Genomic DNA, 18858 nt, shown 5'->3' on the forward strand with positions numbered 1-18858 from the left:
AGCAATGATTTCATCTCATGGATCGCTTATAAGTGTCCGCGCCTCGGAACGGATCGCTCCGCCTCAATGGGCCTTGCAGGAGCAGCAGCTTTTTGAAACTTTGAACAAAGCAGCCAAAGAATTTGTCGAGCGGTACACCCATCCGGACGGAACGCTGATCTGGTTCGAACATTGGCCGGGCATGGACGGATCGGATGATCCCTATGAAGGGTTTATGAATTTGGCGCTCCTCTACGTACTGGGTGGAAGCAGCGAACTGCATGAAGTCGCCCGCAAAATATGGGAGGGCATCACGTGGCAGTGGACGGAATACGGACAAGTACATCGGGAATTCGACGCCTATTACGACTGGATGCATCATGGCGAAGGATATTTGTATTTGTATTTCCTCGGGTTGGCGGGGCCGGCCACGCTTAAAGACCGCCAGCGCGCGAAAAACTTTGCCGCCATGTACACGGGCGACGATCTGGAGGCGCCGAACTACGATAAGGAGCTGAAGCTGATCCGGTCTCCGCTGACAGGCAGCCGAGGCCCCCGCTTCGAAGTGACGGAAGAAGATTGGAGCACGCACCGGGGCATCCTCGACGATTATTTGGCTCCATACGAAGATATTCCCGGCGTAAATTTCGCGAGCGGCAAGTGCGCTTGGTCCAATGATGAAGTGTACAATCACTTGATCGCGATGATGAACGAACGGATGAACCGCGGCGACGTGCCGCTGAATTTGAACGCAACGAGCTTGATTACGCACGCCTTCCTGTTATCCGGGGACAAAAGCTTGAAAAATTGGGTAATCGAATACGTCGAAGCATGGAAGGAACGGGCGCGATTAAACGGCGGTATTATCCCCGACAATGTCGGATTGTCCGGTGAAATCGGGGAATACAACGGATGCAAATGGTGGGGCGGTTACTACGGATGGCGCTGGCCGCACGGCTTCATGACGATAATCGAACCGATCACGAACGCTTGCATGAACGCGGTGTTGCTTTCCGGCGACATGAACGGGTTGGAGCTGGCGAGGAATCAACTCGACCGCAACTGGGAGCTGGGCAAAAAACAAGACGGCAAATGGGTTGTTCCGAACAAGCATTTCGACAGCGGCTGGACGGATTACCGGAATGCACAGCCGAAATATCCGATCTATTTGTGGACGACGTCCATGGCGGATGATGATTTGGAGCGGATCGCACGAATTCCGAGAGACCATGACTGGAACGAGGTTATCGTGCCTGCTTTCTCCGGCAGAGACCCGAAAACGGGTCGGGAAACGAAACATTATATCGGCAATACGCAGCCTTGGTTTCAGTATATTCGCGGACTCAACCCGGATTATCCGCAGCGGATCCTAAGCGCCAATTACGAATTGATCGGCAATCAGCTCGCCAAGATGCGCGCTCCGGAAGGCGATCCGCACGGCTGGACCGAGCACTACAACGAAGGCGTTTATTCCGCCATTCATATTTGGCAGGAAATGTGTCCGCTTTACTTTGAAGGACTCGTACAGCTGACGCTGGGCGGACCGATGCACATTTCGCACGGCGGTCTGCAGCATGGCCGCGTTCGCTATTTCGACGCTGCCGCGAAACGGCCGGGACTGCCGCCGGGGGTATCCGCCTTGGTGGAGAAGCTGACGCCGGATTCGGCTACGGTTCATTTGGTCAACACAAGCTTGTTCGACGATCGGGAGCTTGTCGTGCAAGCCGGCGTATTCGGCGAACATCGGTTTATCGCCGGAGAGATCGTCGATGCTTCCGGCCAGGTGACCGGAACGCTTAAGATCGAGGGCAAATGGCTTCATGTATCGCTGCCTGCGGGAACCGGCATCGTCTTACGGCTTTCCATGGAGCGGTATGTCCAGTCTCCATCGTATGAGATGCCTTGGCCGAGCGAAGAGAAGGTAAGCGTCATTCAAGGACGGAGCGGTCAATGATTATTGACTCGCACCAACACTATTGGCAGCTTCGGAGGGGCGATTACGGATGGCTGACACCGGACGCCGGATCCGTTCTATATCAGGATTATATGCCGGATCGGCTCAAGCAGGAGCTGCAGCGGTGCGGTGCAGCGGGAACGATTGTCGTGCAGGCGGCACCGACCATGGAGGAGACCGACTTCATGCTCGATCTGTGCCGGCATGAGGAGTCGCTGCTCGGGGTTGTCGGATGGCTCGACATCGGCGGAGCGGATTTTGAAAAGCATTATTTGCGTTTTCGCGCCGATCCTTATTTTGTCGGAATCCGGCCGACTTTTCCGGCAACGGTTGACGGGAATTGGAGTCGGTATCCGCAATTGCTCCGTAATTTGATGCTGCTCGCCGAAGACGGCTTCCCGGTCGATTTGCTCATTCGCCCTCACGATCTTCCCACCATCGCAAAACTATTCTCACATGTGCCTAAGCTTAAGGCGGTGATCAATCACTTGGCGGTCCCGGATATCGGAAGCGGCAAGCTGGACCCTTGGGCAAGCGGAATGCTAGCGCTTGCCCAATTCGAGCTTGCGGTATGCAAAATCTCGGGACTGGCCACAGTTGGAAGCGGAGGAAGCTTAGAAGCGTCAAAAGCTGCGCCATACGTCAAGCATGCCGTCGAAGCGTTCGGGACGGAACGTCTGATGTTCGGCAGCGATTGGCCGGTTTGCTTGCAGGCGGGCAGCTTTATGGACATGCTCGCGATGGTCGGCGATGCGTTGCCGCCCGGCTTGACCGTTGCTCAAACTGAAGCCATATTCGGCGGAAACGCGGTTCGGATTTATCGGTTGCAAGTGAATGAGAAAACGGAGTAAAGCCGAATTCGGCCGTAATCGCAGGAGGGAAGAGCATGACAGCTAACATGAAAACGGAAGTGAGGGTGGCGCATCTTCGTCCGGATCAAGTCGAACGGTACGAACAGCTTCACCGCAATATCGCTCCAGGGAACGAGAAGCATATGCGGGAAGCGGGCATCGTGTCTTTGCGAATTTATCGCGACGGACAAGTCTTGTTAATGATCGTCGAGTCCGATCCGACATTGGCGATTCCCGATCGCGTCATTAACCATCAGTTGGAAGAAGAGTGGCATCATCTGACCGGCAATTGCTTTTCGAAGAGTTGGCAAGATGCTAGCGAGGTTTATCGGTTACAAAAGGAGGACGCCAAGGGATGAACGAGCCGACAATAGTAGCCGCAAATCCAGTATTATCCGGAGATCACCCCGATCCTTCGATCGTGCGCGTTGGAACGGATTATTATATGGTAACCTCGACGTTTCAGTATTTTCCCGGCGTTCAAGTGCTGCATTCCCGCGATTTGGCGCACTGGAGGCCAATCGGTCATGTCATCACCCGCAAGAGTCAACTTGATTTAACAGGCATGCCGGACTCCTTTGGCATTTTTGCGCCGGATATTTCTTATTATGACAATAAATTTTGGGTTGTCGTTCCTTATTTTCACGGCCAGCCTCGCTGTACGAATTTATTGTTCGTAGCAGATCGGCCGGAAGGGCCCTATAGCGAAGCGATCATGCTCAATCATCACTTTATCGATCCTTCCATTTTCAACGATGATAACGGCAAGCGGTACTTGCTATTCGGCGGCGGATGGATTCACGAGTTGGCGGCGGACGGCTCCCGATTGATAGGCGAAGCGAAGCAGGTATGGCCCGGAACGGGCGGGTCTGCTCCGGAAGCTCCCCATATCGTCAAGCGCAATGGTTGGTATTATTTGATGCTGGCCGAGGGAGGCACCTTCTTCGAGCATATGGCGACAGTCTCGCGAAGCCGCTCGGTATGGGGGCCTTATGAACCGTGTCCGTATAATCCGGTATTGACGCAAAACGATCCCGATCGACGGATTCAAAAGGCGGGTCATGGGAAGCTTGTTCAAGATCCGAATGGACAGTGGTGGATGTTCCATCTTGGCGGCCGTCCTCTAACGCCGGGCGGCGCGTGTCCGCTTGGGCGGGAAACATTCGTGGAGCCCGTAAGCTGGACAGCGGACGAATGGTTTGTGGTTGGTGAAGAGGGTAAGCCGATGGATCGGGTGTCGATGCCTCATCTGGAACAAAATCCGCCAACGGAGGATTCGGAAGAGGCAGAAGATTTTTTTACCGATGCTAAGCTGTCGCCCGACTGGGAGTGGGTACGGTATCCGGCAGATGACGGATATCAATTGATGCAGTCCGGACTTCGAATTTATTGCAAACCTTATATTCCTTACGGTCTCGGATCAACGCTCATCTTAACGCGGCGCTGGCGCCATTTCGGTTTTGTTGCGGAGACCCAACTGTTGTTTGAACCGAAAAGCAGAGGCGAGGAAGCGGGGATCGCGCTATATAGAGACTCGGATTCCTTTCTATTCTTCTCCATTCGGAACGGGATTGGTCAAACATCGGGGCAAAGCTTCGATGTAAGCCGTCTAAACGAAAATCAAGAGCATGAAGGACTTTATCTGGAGATCGATCAGTACGTCGCCATAAATAAAAAAGTGCTTGCAATGGTAAAGCTTCCGGTTCAACGGGGTCAACCCGTTTGGCTAAAGGTCGCATTGAACGCGCATATCCAAAACCTTACCTTCCATTATTCTCTTAACGGGACTGCGTACGTGGATTTGGGCATTGAACTAGCAGCGGAATTTCTTTATCCGGAAATGTATAATCGCTTCTTGTGTTTTACGGCGCCCAGAATGGGCATCTATGCGAAGGGTGTTTATGGCGAAGCGGAAGGATATGCGCATTTTCAAAAGTTTGCTTACTCAGGGGAATGACAGAGGAGAGGTGAAAAACTTGGAATACACGATATTCGGGAAAACCGGGTTGAAGGTGTCCAAGCTAGGCTTGGGCGGGGCGCCGCTTGCGGGCGATTTCGGCGCAACGGATGAAGACGAAGTACAACTGATGATTCACGAGGCGATCGATTCGGGCATCAACTTTATCGATACGGCTCCTCTATACGGCAAAGGAGAATCGGAGCGCCGCATAGGCAAGGCGATTACCGACCGCAGAGAGCAAGTTGTGCTTGCGTCCAAAGCAGTCCGATCCGACATGAGATACGATTACGAGACGACGATCCGTTCCGTGGAAGACAGCTTGCGAAGGTTAAAGACGGATTGGATCGATATTATGCAAATTCACGATGTGGAAACCCAGCCCTTCGAGCTCCTCGTAAACGAGACCTTACCGGCGCTGGAGAAGCTGCGTCAGGATGGCAAAGTTCGTTTTTTAGGCGTGACCACTAGGAATTTGCCTTTGCTCTTGAAATATATGGCAACCGATAAATTCGATTCGATTCAATTTTACGCACGGTATATGTTACTCGATAATACGGCGAAGGATGAGGTCATCCCGCTTGCCAAAGAGATGAATTTGGGCGTCGTCAACGGGAGCGTCCTGGGCATGGGGATACTGGCGGATGCACCGGCTTCTTTTCTGAAAGAGGAGATTCGATTGAACGGTTTAGCCCGGATGGAGAAATTGGCATTTCTGCGAAGGACGGAGCCCAAAGGGTTGATTGAGCCTGCGATGCGGTTCAGTCTGAGCAACCCTGACATCCAGGTCACGCTTACGGGAACAGCGTCGCTCGCCGCGCTGCGCACTAATCTGTCTTATTGCGACGGTAAAGGCTTGGAGCCTGAAGAGATGAAGGAAGTGTATGCGCTATTCCAAGGGCAGCCGTTGTTCGACTAGGCGGAGACGAGTACAACCGCAATCCTAATCGAATTTGGACATAAAAAGAAGGAGTACCTCCCCATGTTTACAGCGCAGGTTACGATACCGCCGCTACAAACAAGAAGGTACTCCTTTGCCCGCCATTACTCCTCTCGCTCCCCGCTTACCTTCACGTTATTCAGCCGATATTCGGATAGAGATACGCCGAAGTACTTTTTGAAGCTCGTGTAGAAGTAATTCGATTTCTCGACACCGCACCTCTCCAGGATTTCGTTCATCGGCAAGCGGTTCTGCTCGAGGAGCTCCTTGATTTTCTCCATTCGGACCATCGTAATGTATTCGGCGACGGATTTGCCGGTCGATTTTTTGAACAGTTTCCCGAGATAGACGGACGATAAGGAAAGCGATTCGGCGCAGCTGTTCAAAGAGAGATTCTTGTCCGCAAAGTCGGCGTGAATGTGGTCGATGGCGGTATTCACGATGTCGTTCTTTTTCCGGTCCTTCGCGCTGTCCTTCAACCGAATGATATCGTCGAACATTTCGAAAAACGTAAGTTCGATTTCTTCGAACGTCTCAAAGCCGGACACTTTGTTGAAGAAGTTGATGGAAATCGAATTGAACTTGGATTCCGATCCTTCCGCGATTCGATTCAAGGAATTGAAAATCGAGAAAAACAAATAGATCACGGACGTGATGATATTGTCGTAAGAAGAATGCTCGATAGCCTTGATGATTTCCCGAAAGTTTTCTTTGGCAGCTTCACCGCTTCCCAACTTAAGGGAGTCGATGAGCTGCTTTTCTTTCGACAAGGGGAAGATGAAGGAGCCCGTTTCCACTTCCTTTAACGTTTCCGGCGTAATGATGCTGTTATGGCCCGTTTTGATCCGGTACATGGACAAGTTAAACGCATTGTCGTACGCGTTTTTGATGCGATCGGGCGAATCGATGACGGAGCTGAGCGTTCCGGTAAGCGAGAGGTTCAGAAGCTCCTGGACGCTCGATTGGATTTTGCCGACGATGTCGCGAAAAATTTCCGTCAGCTGCGACGGCTGCTCCGAAGTATCGCCGATGTCCGCCAGAACTGTGAACTGATCGTGGGCAGTCTCCACGACCTCGTTTTTGAAGCGCTCTCCCGTAATTTCCCGAGCGATATTTGCGATCGCGTATTGGTAGAGGGAGCGATCTTTTTCGCTGTGCCGGTCGACGAAGTCTTTATAGTAGTCGATTTTCAAAATGAACAAGTAAAGAGGATTTCGAAAATCGAGATCGATTCCGAGCTCTTGCCGCTTGGTGATCATTATGTCGGTCGGTAATTCAACGCGGCCGGTAACGACGTTTTTCATAAACTCGTTTTTAATGACGGGCGTCGCGTTCCTCTTCATATTTTCAAGTACTTGCGTTTTATCAAGCATCCCCGTGAATGCCGTGGATAAGTAGCCCAACTCGTCCATGTTTTTGGAGGGCGCGCTTTCCGGTCCCAGCCTTTGGATGATGCCCCTCGTAAGCGTTCCGAGCGGCCTGTACAGTTTCTTGGAAGCGAGTACGGCGAACAATAAGCCAAGCAATAGGATGATCAGGCAAAAGATAAGGGTGATTAGCCCGTTCTTTTTGGCGACCGAGAAAGCTGTGTCATACGGCATCAGGCTTATGAATTTCCACTTCAGGATGTCGGAGGAAACGTAGGTGATCACGTGCTTTTTGCCGTCCAGCCGTTCGACGTAAGTTCCAGACGGCGCCGCGGCCGTCAATACGTCGTGGAGATAAGGCTCGTTCGATACGTTACGCAAAAACTGATCCGGCGAAGAGTTGCTGACGATATCGCCTCCGTCATCCACGACGATGATGTCGTTGCCGTTCTTTGCTTTATTGAGGGAAGCGATGGTCAGTCTGAGCCACTCCGCGTCGACGTTCAAGACGATGGCGCTGTCATAGTTCCCCTTGTAATCGAAGTTATCGAACAGAATATAGGTGTACACGTTGGCGAAGTTTTTGTCGGAGCCTGCCGGCATCGCGACTTTTCTCGGAAAGGGATACAGGCTTGGCGATTTTTCCTTACGGACGGTGTCCAGAATACGGACGATTTCCTGATCGTAAAAGTCGTCGCTGTCGTAAAAGGTATTGGTGTCGATAATCGTATCGATTTTTCGGTTGTAAATATAAGCCGAGTGGATGTAAGAGTTAGGAATCGTCAATTCCCTTAACGTTCGGATCGCGCTGCTAATATTCAAAATGTCCTCATCTTTGCTTCCGTTACTGTAGGCGAAAGCCATGATGGTTCTGTTGACTAGCAGCGATTGGCAAAATTTCTGTGAAATATTGTCCATGTACACGGAGCTGTAGCTGATATTGGATAATAAATTCTCGTTCATCCCTTTGACGGTATTAATGAAAGAAGAGTTGTAATTGTAGTAGAGCAGCGAGGAAAGCGCTAGAATCAGCGACGTGATGATCGCCACGAAGGTGAAGAGTAGTTTTTTGTACATGATGTTAAGGCCGCCTTTGCCGAGAGGTAGATCGGTTTATAAAATGAAGTGTATTCAATGTAATATATTCGATTTAGAAACTCAATTGGAAATGTGAAGCTACCGTGCGAAATCATGATTTTTTGGAGAAACGATCGGATTTCGTAGTTCTTTTTTTCTTAAAAATCGGTGCAATGTTTGTTTTTGTTTGTATCGGATCATCGAAACCCCGGCTTATGATTGGGCTGTAAGAATTATCGCCTCACTGCTAAGGAGAATGCGCATGAAAATCCAAAACGTGGTTAGAAAGCCGATCCCTGTCATCGGAGAGCTCTTAAGAAACAAAGTCTTTTATGCCATGATGCTGCCGGGACTGCTTTACATTATCGTCATGTTCTATTTACCGATGGTTGGGGTTGTTATCGCTTTCGAACAATTCAACCCGATAAAAGGCATTTTTAAAAGCAAATGGATCGGCTTCGACAATTTCAAGTTTCTGTTTCAATCGGATGCGCTGTATCAAATTACGTTCAACACGATCTTTTATAATATTATCTTCATTATTCTAGGTCTCGGATTGTCGGTTGTGGCGGCGATTCTCATCAACGAAATCGGTAACCGCTTTCTCGCCGGGACGTACAAAAGTATCCTGCTTCTTCCGTATCTCTTGTCTTGGGTCGTCGGCGGTTATTTGCTCTTCTCGTTCTTAAGCATAGACAAAGGGATTCTCAACAATCTCTTATCGTCATGGGGAATAGAGCCGATTCAGTGGTACTCGGAACCCAAATACTGGAGATTTATTTTACCTGCAGCTTATGTATGGAAAAACATCGGATACTTCGCGGTTATTTTCGCCGCAGGTATCGCGGGGATTTCAACCGAGTATTACGAAGCCGCGAAAATAGACGGTGCTACGAAATTTCAGCAAGCGATGAAGATTACGATTCCGATGTTGGCGCCGATTATAATCATTTTGCTGCTGCTGCAAGCCGGAAAAATCTTTTACGCGGCATTCGGCGATTGGGGAATGTTTTATAACCTCACCAAAGAGTCGGGCGTGTTGTTCCCGACGACCAACGTCATCGACACGCATGTTTACAGGTCCTTAAAAACGATGGGCGATTTCGGAATGTCGTCCGCCGTCGGCTTTTACCAGTCGTGCGTCGGTTTCGTGCTCGTAATCATATCCAACTATTTGATCAAACTTTACGATCGCGACAGCGCGCTCTTCTAGGAGGACAACGGGATGAAAATGAGGCTTAAGCTTTTCAACTTTTCGCTGAATATCGGTTTTATGGTCATATGCGCTTTATTTCTGACTCCGCTGCTTGTCGTACTTTCCATTTCCTTATCCGACGAGCAATCGATTTTCCAGCATGGATACCATTTCTTTCCCGAGAAATTCAGCTTAGATGCCTATCGATATATTTTGAACGGGAACTCGCCTATAATCAGAGCTTATGGCGTTACCATTGTCGTTACCGTAATCGGAACGCTGTTGCATCTCGTGATCTCTTCAATGTTCGCCTATAGCTTGTCAAGGCCGGAAGTGAAATACAGAAATATCGTTTCCTTCCTTGTTGTGTTTTGTCTCTTGTTCAATGGAGGCTTAGTACCTTGGTACATCCTTCTCTCTAAATACATGCACTTGAAAGATACGCTGCTCGTGCTATTCGTTCCTTACTTGGTTTCGTCGGTTAACGTGATTATCATGCGGAACTTCTTCAAATCAACGGTCCCGGAATCCATTATCGAATCCGCGAGGATCGACGGTGCCGGTGAATTTTACAGCTTTCTTAAGCTGGTCGTTCCATTATCCACGCCGGTGCTAGCGACGATCGGCCTATTCACGGCAGTGTATCTGTGGAATGACTGGTTTACGGCCGCGATCTTCATAGAGGACGGCAAACTATACACGCTTCAGTTTCTTCTGCAGTCCATTATGAACAACATCGCTTACTTGCAAGCGAACGCCATTACACAGAAAGTTGCGGCGCTCCAGCCTGACGAGACAGCCAGGATGGCGACTTGTATCTTGTCGATCGGGCCGATTATTCTCGCCTACCCGTTTTTGCAGAAGTTCTTCGTCAAAGGCCTAACCTTGGGCTCCGTAAAAGCTTAATGCTCGGCTTTACCGGACTTCGGTCCGTTAAGCATATAAACAACAAATATATGGAGGTCAAGCTATGAATGCAAAGAAAACGGCAAAATCGATTTTGGCATTAAGTCTTAGTTTCTCGATCGTGCTCGCAGGTTGTGGAAAAAATAATGACAACAATGCGGCATCGAGTGCGCCGGCATCGAGCGCTTCAAGCTCAGAAACGCAAGCTTCTGAGACGGCGTCACCATCGACGGAAGCTGCACTGGAGCCGGTCGATTTGACGTATTACTTCCCGAATACGCCTCAAAAAGACCTGCAAGCCGTAGAAGATGCAGTGAACAAGCTGATTCAGCCGAAAATCAACGCAAAAGTTCACCTCAAGCTCATCGATTGGGGCGCTTACGATGAGAAAATGAAGGTTATCAATGCTTCCGGCGAAGTTTACGATCTTGCTTTTACATCCGCTTGGACAAACAATTATTACCAAAACGTAGCGAACGGCGCCTTAGCACCGCTGGATGAATTGCTTGAAAAATATCCGGACATGAAGGCCGGTATTCCTGATATGTTCTGGGATGTTGCCAGAGTAAAAGGCCATATTTATGCTGTTCCTACCTTCCAGCAGTCCACCGCAGGTTACGGCTACACGATCCAGAAAAAGTTAGCGGACAAGTACAATCTGGATTGGAAATCCGTAACGAAGCTTTCGGATTTGACGCCTTTCCTGGATACGATCAAGAAAAACGAGCCGAATCTGATTCCTTGGGAATATAATCAAAATGCCGATGCGTTCAAGCAAGCTCCGCCGATGTTCGGCATGGAAGCATTAGGAGATACTTTGACGCCTGGAAGTCTGTATCTCGCAGACGGCAGCAAAGTTATTAATCAATTCGAATCACCGGAATTCAAAGAATATGTCACGATGATGAGAGACTGGTACACGAAAGGTTACTTGAAAAAAGAAGCTCCGACATTGACCGATACTAACGCGGATCGGAAGGCAGGCAAGAATGCCTTGCAGTTCGGTCAAATCGATCTTGGTACCGTCGATTACGAGGCAGCAGGCATGAAATCGACGGGGCGGATGTCGGGCTTCAATCCGGACGTGGAATCTTACGACTACCAGTTCGTTAAGCCGCTGCTTACGACAGACAAAGCCGCAGCGACAATGACGGGGATCTCCGTTAACTCGAAGAACAAAGAAAGAGCGATGATGTTCCTCAATCTCCTTCACACGGACAAAGATGTATACAACACGCTTATCTGGGGTGTAGAGGGCAAACATTACAAGAAAGTCAGCGACATCCGTATCGAAACGATCAAAGACGGAGGCTTCCAAATTTGGTCTGCTTGGGAATTCGGCAACATGGCGAACTCTTACTTGTCGGAAGGCGACCCGCAAGGTAACGATGAGGGATTCCGTAAGATGTGGATCGATCTGAACAAAAACGCGACACCTTCCAATGCGCTTGGTTTCGTATTCGACTTCACGCCAGTTAAGTCCGAGAAGGCCAACGTTGACGCAGTCATTAGCGAGTTGTATTACGCTTTAGGTTCCGGATCCGTCGATCCCGACAAATATTTGCCTAAATTCCTCGACAAGCTGAAAAGCGCGGGCGCTGACAAAATCATCGCCGAGAAGCAAAAGCAATTGGACGAGTGGAGAGCGAGCAAATAAGCTAGCGATAATCACATCCATTATAAAAGGTAAATCCGCGCAGACGTTCGCGTTCTGCGCGGTTTCTTTCAATTTTGAAGTGCTACTTCAAATGTATGTACAAGGAGAATCAAGAATTGGCGACAACGTTCACGATCGAAGGAAATCAGTTTTTGTATAACGGAAAACCGATGCGTATCTTATCCGGTGCCATGCACTATTTCCGAATCGTTCCGCAATATTGGCGGGATCGATTGCTGAAATTAAAGGCTTGCGGCTTTAATACGGTTGAAACCTACTTGGCTTGGAACGTGCATGAACCTAAAGAAGGGCAATTCAACTTTACGGGCATCGCCGATGTAGAGCGGTTCGTCCGATTGGCAGCGGAGCTGGGTTTGCACGTCATTCTTAGGCCGAGTCCGTATATTTGCGCGGAATGGGAGTTCGGCGGATTGCCTGCATGGCTGCTACGCGATCCTTCCATGCATCTGCGTTGCTACCATAAGCCATATCTGGACAAAATCGATGCCTACTACGATGAGCTGATGCCCAGGCTAAAGCCGCTTTTGTGTACGAATGGCGGACCGGTAATCGCCATGCAGATCGAAAATGAATACGGGAGCTACGGCAACGACAAGCAGTATCTGGAATACTTGAAGCAAGCGATGATCGAGCGCGGAATCGATGTGCTTATGTTCACTTCGGACGGTTACGACGATTCCAATCTTCAAGGGGGAACGCTCCTTCCCGAGGTTCTGGCTACCGTCAATTTCGGATCGCAGCCGGAAGAAGCTTTCGCCAAGCTTCAGGAATATCAGCCCGATAAACCGAACATGTGCATGGAGTATTGGAACGGGTGGTTCGATCATTGGGGAGACGAGCACCATGTGAGAGGACACGATGACGTGGCGGATGTGCTGGACCGGATGTTGAAGTCCGGCGCATCGATCAATTTCTATATGTTCCACGGCGGCACGAATTTCGGCTTCTATAACGGGGCCAATTATTTGGGCAAATATGAACCGACCGTGACCAGCTACGACTATCATGCGGCGTTGAACGAATCCGGCGATAGGACGGATAAGTATTACGCGATCCGCGAAGTCATCTCCAGGTACGCAGAGTTACCGGATTTGGTACTGCCCCCGGCCGCCCCCAAGAAAAATTATGGGAGAGTTCGCCTGACGCAGCAAGCGCGATTATTCGATTCGCTCAATCGGTTGTCCGAGCCGGTCTGGCGGCGGTGTCCGGAAACGATGGAGCAGTTGGGGCAGGATTACGGATTTATCTTATATACGACCCGCATTTCCGGTCCGAGAACGTCAAACAAGATTACGATCCAGGAAGTTCGCGACCGAGCCCTGCTGTTTCTGGATGGGGTGCATCAAGGTGTCGCTGAGCGAAACACGCACGATCAAACGATCGAGATTCATGAAAACGATATCGTCGTGGAAATTCCGTCGGATGGAGCCGAGCTGAGCGTGCTCGTGGAAAATATGGGCCGGATCAATTACGGCTTCGGCATGAAAGACCCGAAAGGGATTACCGAAGGCGTCCGTTTCGAGCGGATGTTCCTTCATGATTGGAAAATCCATACGCTTCCGTTGGACGATCTGTCAGGGCTTGTTTTTCAGGATTTGCAGCCGGAGGAGAAGTTTACGCCTACTTTCTATAAGGGTGTGTTCCACGTCGATGAGACGGGCGATACATTCTTGAAATTGGAAGGTTGGACGAAAGGAGTCGCGTACGTCAACGGTTTTAATCTCGGGCGTTACTGGGAAATAGGGCCGCAAAAGACGCTGTACGTCCCGGGCCCGCTTCTTCGCGAAGGCGACAACGAGCTGATCGTATTCGAACTGCATGGCACGCAGGATCCCGTCGTTATGCTTCAAGATTTTGCCGAGCTGGGCTAACTGAAATGATAGAAGAGGAGCAAACAAACATGAGAACCATCACGGCAGCATTAATCGGAGCAGGACAAAGAGGGAGGGGAGCTTACGCTCCCTATGCGCTGGAAAACCCGGACGACATCCAATTCGTCGCGGTTGCGGATTCGGATGCTGAACGGAGGGAGCTTTTCCGGCAGGAACATCGGCTTTCGAACGAGAACTGTTATTCGAGCTGGGAGGATCTACTTGCCGGACCGAAGCTGGCGGATGCCGTTCTGATTTGCACGCAGGATACAATGCATTACGAGCCTGCGCTCAAGGCGCTGGAAAAAGGATACCATGTGCTGATGGAAAAACCGATGTCGCCGGATCCTCGAGAATGCCTCATCATGGGCGAATATGCGGAGAAGTACAACCGGGTATTTTCGATTTGCCATGTGCTTCGCTACACCGATTTTTTTGCGACGATCAAGCAACTCATTACGGATGGCAGAATCGGCAGGTTGGTTTCGATTCAGCATACGGAAAACGTGGAGCATCGTCATCAAGCCCACAGTTTCGTCAGGGGAAACTGGAGGAATTCGGAAACCTCGAGTCCCATGATTTTGCAGAAGAGCTGCCATGATATGGACATTTTGCAATGGTTGGCAGACTCGGAGTGCGTCAAAATTTCTTCCTTCGGTTCTTTGACTCATTTCCGCAAAGAAAGTGCTCCGGAGGGCGCTCCTCTACGATGCCTGGACGGCTGTCCCGTTAAGGACGATTGTCCTTACTATGCTCCTAAAATGTATATCGAGAGAGACGATTGGGTAGGTGCCGTGCTCCGATCGGTTGTCAGCAACGACACGAGCGACGAGGGTGTGCTCCAGGCTTTGAAGGATGGCCCTTATGGCAGATGCGTGTATCATTGCGACAACAATGTGGTCGATCATCAGGTGGTCAATTTGGAATTTGCCAATGAAGTGACGGTTGCCTTCACGATGAGCGCCTTTACGTATGAAGGGGGCAGGTCGGTGAAGCTGATGGGTACACACGGGCAGATTAGAGGCGATATGGAGAAAAACGAAATCGAAGTGACCAGTTTCATTACCCGGCAGAAAGAGACGATTCGGATTGAGGCGGATCTGGCAGGGCATGGCGGCGGCGACAGCGGGATTATGCGGGATTTCGTGCGTCTCGTTCGAAGCGATGGCAACGAAAAAGGGCTGACCGGAGCGAATGTTTCCGTACAAAGTCATCTGATTGCTTTTGCAGCGGAGCAATCGCGATTGGAACAACGTGTTATTATGATGCCTGAATATATTGACGAATTAAAACGTGAGATAAATTCATTGTAATAGAAAGTGTGTACTTCAATACGTCGATTAAACCTCCCATTTGATACATGCCTAGAATTAATAGGTATAAATCATGGGAGGTTTATTTTAGTTGTATATTGCAAAATCAAGCTAAGCTTATTCGTCAAACAATATAATGACGTCTATGAAAACATGGAATATGTCATTGAATCGGGCGTATTCAAGATATGGGCAGGACCGAATCCCGAGGAGGGGCTAGAAGGTGAATTTACCATCTGACTTTTGTTGATTACCATATTTACTAATTTTTATAGACAAGTATTAATTTCTACTCTGTTTTTTCGACTATTGTAGGTTATACTCAATCTTAATGAAGGATGTCTCCGGTGGATCTGTGAGTAACAGGCTCACACGATAAAGAGGCATTCTTTTCTTTACCAAGCTTTCTTCGGAGGGATGATACATCATATTAGACTTCCTGAAACGGTTGAATTACTCTTTATTCGCAAAGGTATTTGTTGCCGTGATTGTCATTCAATCTTTCATTATATTAATCGGTGGGCAGCTAAACATCATTCGGGTTGATCGACTCATTCAGCAACGCGAGTATGAATATGATCGCAAAGATATGCTGGTTGTGCAAGATGCTTACAATCATAAATTGAAGCAAATACGAACTAATGTCTTATCTTTGTTTTTTGATTCCACGCAAAGCGAGTCCATCTTGGAGAAGATTAAGCGCTACAAGGGGACAACGAAGGCTGAAGATTTAACACTTCAAGCGGAAATTCAACAATTTCTGCAGTCTATGGCATACACGGATGAGAGTATACGCTCGATTTTGTTTGTTCGTAATTCTGATGAGCAGAAGTTTGCATTCGTCCGTTACTTCGATCCGAGCCTCTTACCTAATTTCGAATCAATGATTTCGCTTAAGGAAGATGAATTCGTCAAAGTGTATCCCGTGGATGCGAGTCCGACGAAACAAGTACTAATCTTTATTTTGAAAGTGAACGACCCCAATACCGTGGGCATGAAACAGACCGTCGGCAATCTAGTCGTGAGCATCGATACGGGATTTCTGCAAATAGAAGGAGATCCGCTCCATGCGGACTCCATTATTGAACTAAAAAATTCGAATGGGACGATTCGGATGTCGGGTAATTCATTCGCTGCCGATATCAGTCAGATCGATCTCGATGCGAGAAAACATGATTCAAAGGATTACTTTGTTACCCAAGTCGATAATACGGTTGACGACATGGTCTTTACCATGCTGATTTCCAAAAAACAACTGAAACAAAGTTTATTCGCAATGAAGAAGAACCAATGGATGACAATAGTCGCTATCGTTTTTTTGAACGTTTTTATTGCCTTTTACATTTCCAGAGCGTTATCGAAGCGGGTTAACACTGTCACTCGCAATATGCGGAAGTACACGCCAGGTGAATTTGTGAATCCGATTCTGATCCAAAAACAAGACGAATTTACGGTTTTGGAAGAAACCTATAATCAATTGATTCTAAAGCTATCGGAATTTATTCAAAAGGAATATGTGATGGAGATAAAATCCAAAGAAGCGGAACTACAGTTACTTCATTCTCAGGTCAATCCGCATTTTTTATCCAATATGCTGGAAATATTGCGTATGCAAGCTATAAAAGAAAACAATTTAAATTTGTCCGATACGATTTACCAGTTAAGCGAAATCTTTCGATGGAACATTCGCAATAAAGAAACCGTCGTGACCTTATACGAGGAACTCTATTACATCGAATACTACTTAAAGCTTCAACAGTTTAGATTTCCAAAACTCCAATTCCGTATCGTGCTGCCACAGAATCTACAGAATCAAAGGATCGTCAAGTTCTCGGTTCAACCCATTGTCGAGAACGTTTTTAAACATGCCATGAACAAAGGAAAAGAAACCGATATTCATATTCAAGTTATAGAAGCGTATGACAGCATCCGGGTGTCCGTGAAGGACAATGGTAAGGGAATGGTGGCAGATGACTTAGATTTATTAATCTTAAAAATGCAAAAACCCCTGGCAGATACCAAGGATACGCCGTCCGTTGGTTTAATGAATGTGCATGCAAGACTTCAATTAATATTTGGAGAGCCGCATGGATTGGAAGTGCAAAGTCAGATAGGTGAAGGGACGAAGGTCATCCTTCATATCCCTAAAAACGAGGTGGGTCCATGAGTCTATTTCTGAGAAAAGTCATCATTGTCGATGATGAGCTTCTGATACGAGAAGGATTGCGCTCCATGCTGGATTGGGAGAACCTAGGGTTTGAAATAGCTGGCTTGTTTGAGGATGGCGAAGACGCGTGGCAATTCCTTCAAATGAACAATTCCATCGATGTCGTCATTACAGATATTCAAATGGACATTTGTACTGGACTTGAATTGTTACGCAGAATTAGAAACGCAGACTATCGGTCGAGAGTACTAATCATTAGCGGTTATGACGAGTTCCGTTATCTTCGCGAGGCAATGAAAATGGGAATAGATAATTATTTGTTAAAACCGATTAATAAAGATGAGATGATTGGCTCCCTACAACAGATCCAGGAAAGCTTGCTCATGGAATATCAAAAATCCCGGGAACTATTCGAAGGGGCATTGCTCATCAAAAATAATATTTTAAATCAAGTCGTCATGAATAATTATTCGATTCGTGATGTGATGGAAAAATGCGAAATGCTTGGGATCGATCTATATGAAGGCGGATTTCAAGTGGTTGTCATGGACACGATTACTCGTCAAAAAAATGTTCCCTTATTGGAAGAGAGACAATTGAGTGAATTTGCAATACGTAATGTCGCCCTTGAAGTAATTGGGGAAGCGGAAAACATATACGTATTCGGTAATCAGAACAGTCAGACGATCTTCTTGTTCGCCGGCATTAATCATCGTAATATTGCCATGGTTAGGAGACGGATGGAGGAGGTATCAAGTCTGGTTCAGTTGGTGCTCAAGATTCAAGTTGTCGCTTTTATGGGCAAACCCTGTACGTATTGGCGAGAGATCCATCGATCTTATCAAAGTGCGATGGAATTGTACGACTACCGTTATTTCGTCGAGTCTGCATCGGTCATCGATTATACACAAAGGGATCCGGAGTCAAAAAAAGAGGCGCTTGCCAAAGAGCTTGGCCTTATCCGCCTTAACGAATTATTAGAAATTGATGACTTTGAAACCGTTCTCAAGGAGCTGGGATTGACCGGGATCCGACTGCAAGAAATCCGGGTTCCCGATCTCCACTTAATCCGGGCTGTTTTTATCGATTTCACGTTATCGTGCATGAGCAAATTGCGACAGATGGAATTCGAAATTTTGGAGCATGCTAGCCATTTTCCTAAAGCTGTAGAAGCGCTGTTTAATGCCGATTCCAAGGAGAAGCTATTTGCGCGATTCATGGAGTTGGGGGACACGCTGCTTAAAACGTTGCAAAGACTCAAACTAAACCGGAATACCAACATTGTAGAGAAGGTCATTAAGTTTATTGATTCCCACTACATGGAAGGCTTGACTTTGCAACAGTTATCGCAACAATTTCACATCTCGGCCCCTTATCTAGGAAAGCGCTTAAAGATCGAATTGGGACAGCAATTTAACGAGTATTTGCATCATGTCCGTATTCAAAATGCTAAGAATCTATTGTTGATTTCCGACGAGAGTGTGAAGGATATCGCAGAAAAAATCGGGTATGCGGAACCGAATTACTTTTATAGTCAGTTCAAAAGAATTACGGGGAAGTCACCAATGGATTTCAAAAAAGGAATTTGACAATCGGGGGTAAC

General features: G+C 48.1%; 13 protein-coding genes. 12 read left to right on the forward strand and 1 reads right to left on the reverse strand.

Annotated features, from left to right (window positions below; translation table 11 throughout):
• Window positions 1-4 precede the first annotated feature (4 nt).
• From D7Z26_RS13670 to D7Z26_RS13690, 5 genes are read left to right on the forward strand one after another with little or no spacing between them, the layout of a single operon-like run.
• The gene (locus D7Z26_RS13670; protein WP_120977501.1) at window positions 5-1933 is read left to right on the forward strand and encodes a hypothetical protein; all 1929 of its coding nucleotides are present in this window, start codon (window positions 5-7) and stop codon (window positions 1931-1933) included.
• Entirely contained in the window at window positions 1930-2784 is an 855-nt protein-coding gene (locus D7Z26_RS13675) for an amidohydrolase family protein (protein ID WP_120977502.1), read from the forward strand. The genes D7Z26_RS13670 and D7Z26_RS13675 overlap by 4 nt, the downstream gene beginning before the upstream one ends.
• 35 nt (window positions 2785-2819) lie before the next feature.
• Complete coding sequence (locus D7Z26_RS13680) at window positions 2820-3143, forward strand: L-rhamnose mutarotase (protein ID WP_120977503.1); 324 nt, start codon at window positions 2820-2822, stop codon at window positions 3141-3143.
• Window positions 3140-4741 carry a glycoside hydrolase family 43 protein gene (locus tag D7Z26_RS13685; RefSeq protein WP_120977504.1) on the forward strand — a complete coding sequence of 534 codons (1602 nt, stop codon included), beginning with the start codon at window positions 3140-3142 and terminating at the stop codon, window positions 4739-4741. Before D7Z26_RS13680 ends, D7Z26_RS13685 begins: the two co-directional genes overlap by 4 nt.
• 19 nt (window positions 4742-4760) lie before the next feature.
• Entirely contained in the window at window positions 4761-5660 is a 900-nt protein-coding gene (locus tag D7Z26_RS13690; protein WP_120977505.1) for an aldo/keto reductase, read from the forward strand.
• A gap of 125 nt (window positions 5661-5785) precedes the next feature.
• Here the strand turns inward: D7Z26_RS13690 and D7Z26_RS13695 are convergent, their stop codons facing one another.
• A complete protein-coding gene (locus D7Z26_RS13695; RefSeq protein WP_120977506.1) occupies window positions 5786-8125 on the reverse strand; it encodes a helix-turn-helix domain-containing protein in 2340 nt (779 codons plus the stop codon).
• Between the two features lie 262 nt (window positions 8126-8387).
• Here D7Z26_RS13695 and D7Z26_RS13700 point away from each other — a divergent pair, with 262 nt between their 5' ends.
• From D7Z26_RS13700 to D7Z26_RS13730, 7 genes are all read left to right on the forward strand, one after another.
• Window positions 8388-9338 (forward strand): ABC transporter permease, encoded by a 951-nt coding sequence (locus D7Z26_RS13700; protein ID WP_120977507.1) that lies wholly within the window; start codon window positions 8388-8390, stop codon window positions 9336-9338.
• A 12-nt stretch (window positions 9339-9350) separates the two neighbouring features.
• Entirely contained in the window at window positions 9351-10226 is an 876-nt protein-coding gene (locus D7Z26_RS13705; RefSeq protein ID WP_233566870.1) for a carbohydrate ABC transporter permease, read from the forward strand.
• A 64-nt stretch (window positions 10227-10290) separates the two neighbouring features.
• Window positions 10291-11883 (forward strand): ABC transporter substrate-binding protein, encoded by a 1593-nt coding sequence (locus D7Z26_RS13710; RefSeq protein ID WP_120977508.1) that lies wholly within the window; start codon window positions 10291-10293, stop codon window positions 11881-11883.
• A 116-nt stretch (window positions 11884-11999) separates the two neighbouring features.
• Window positions 12000-13775 carry a glycoside hydrolase family 35 protein gene (locus tag D7Z26_RS13715; protein ID WP_267901007.1) on the forward strand — a complete coding sequence of 592 codons (1776 nt, stop codon included), beginning with the start codon at window positions 12000-12002 and terminating at the stop codon, window positions 13773-13775.
• 29 nt (window positions 13776-13804) lie between these two features.
• The gene (locus D7Z26_RS13720; protein WP_120977510.1) at window positions 13805-15088 is read left to right on the forward strand and encodes a Gfo/Idh/MocA family protein; all 1284 of its coding nucleotides are present in this window, start codon (window positions 13805-13807) and stop codon (window positions 15086-15088) included.
• A 484-nt stretch (window positions 15089-15572) separates the two neighbouring features.
• On the forward strand, window positions 15573-17255 hold the full coding sequence (locus D7Z26_RS13725; protein ID WP_147423856.1) for a sensor histidine kinase: 1683 nt from the start codon (window positions 15573-15575) through the stop codon (window positions 17253-17255).
• Window positions 17252-18844 carry a response regulator gene (locus D7Z26_RS13730; RefSeq protein WP_120977512.1) on the forward strand — a complete coding sequence of 531 codons (1593 nt, stop codon included), beginning with the start codon at window positions 17252-17254 and terminating at the stop codon, window positions 18842-18844. The genes D7Z26_RS13725 and D7Z26_RS13730 overlap by 4 nt, the downstream gene beginning before the upstream one ends.
• Window positions 18845-18858 lie beyond the last annotated feature (14 nt).

The organism is Cohnella endophytica (genome assembly GCF_003628305.1).
Taxonomy (GTDB): domain Bacteria; phylum Bacillota; class Bacilli; order Paenibacillales; family Paenibacillaceae; genus Cohnella; species Cohnella endophytica.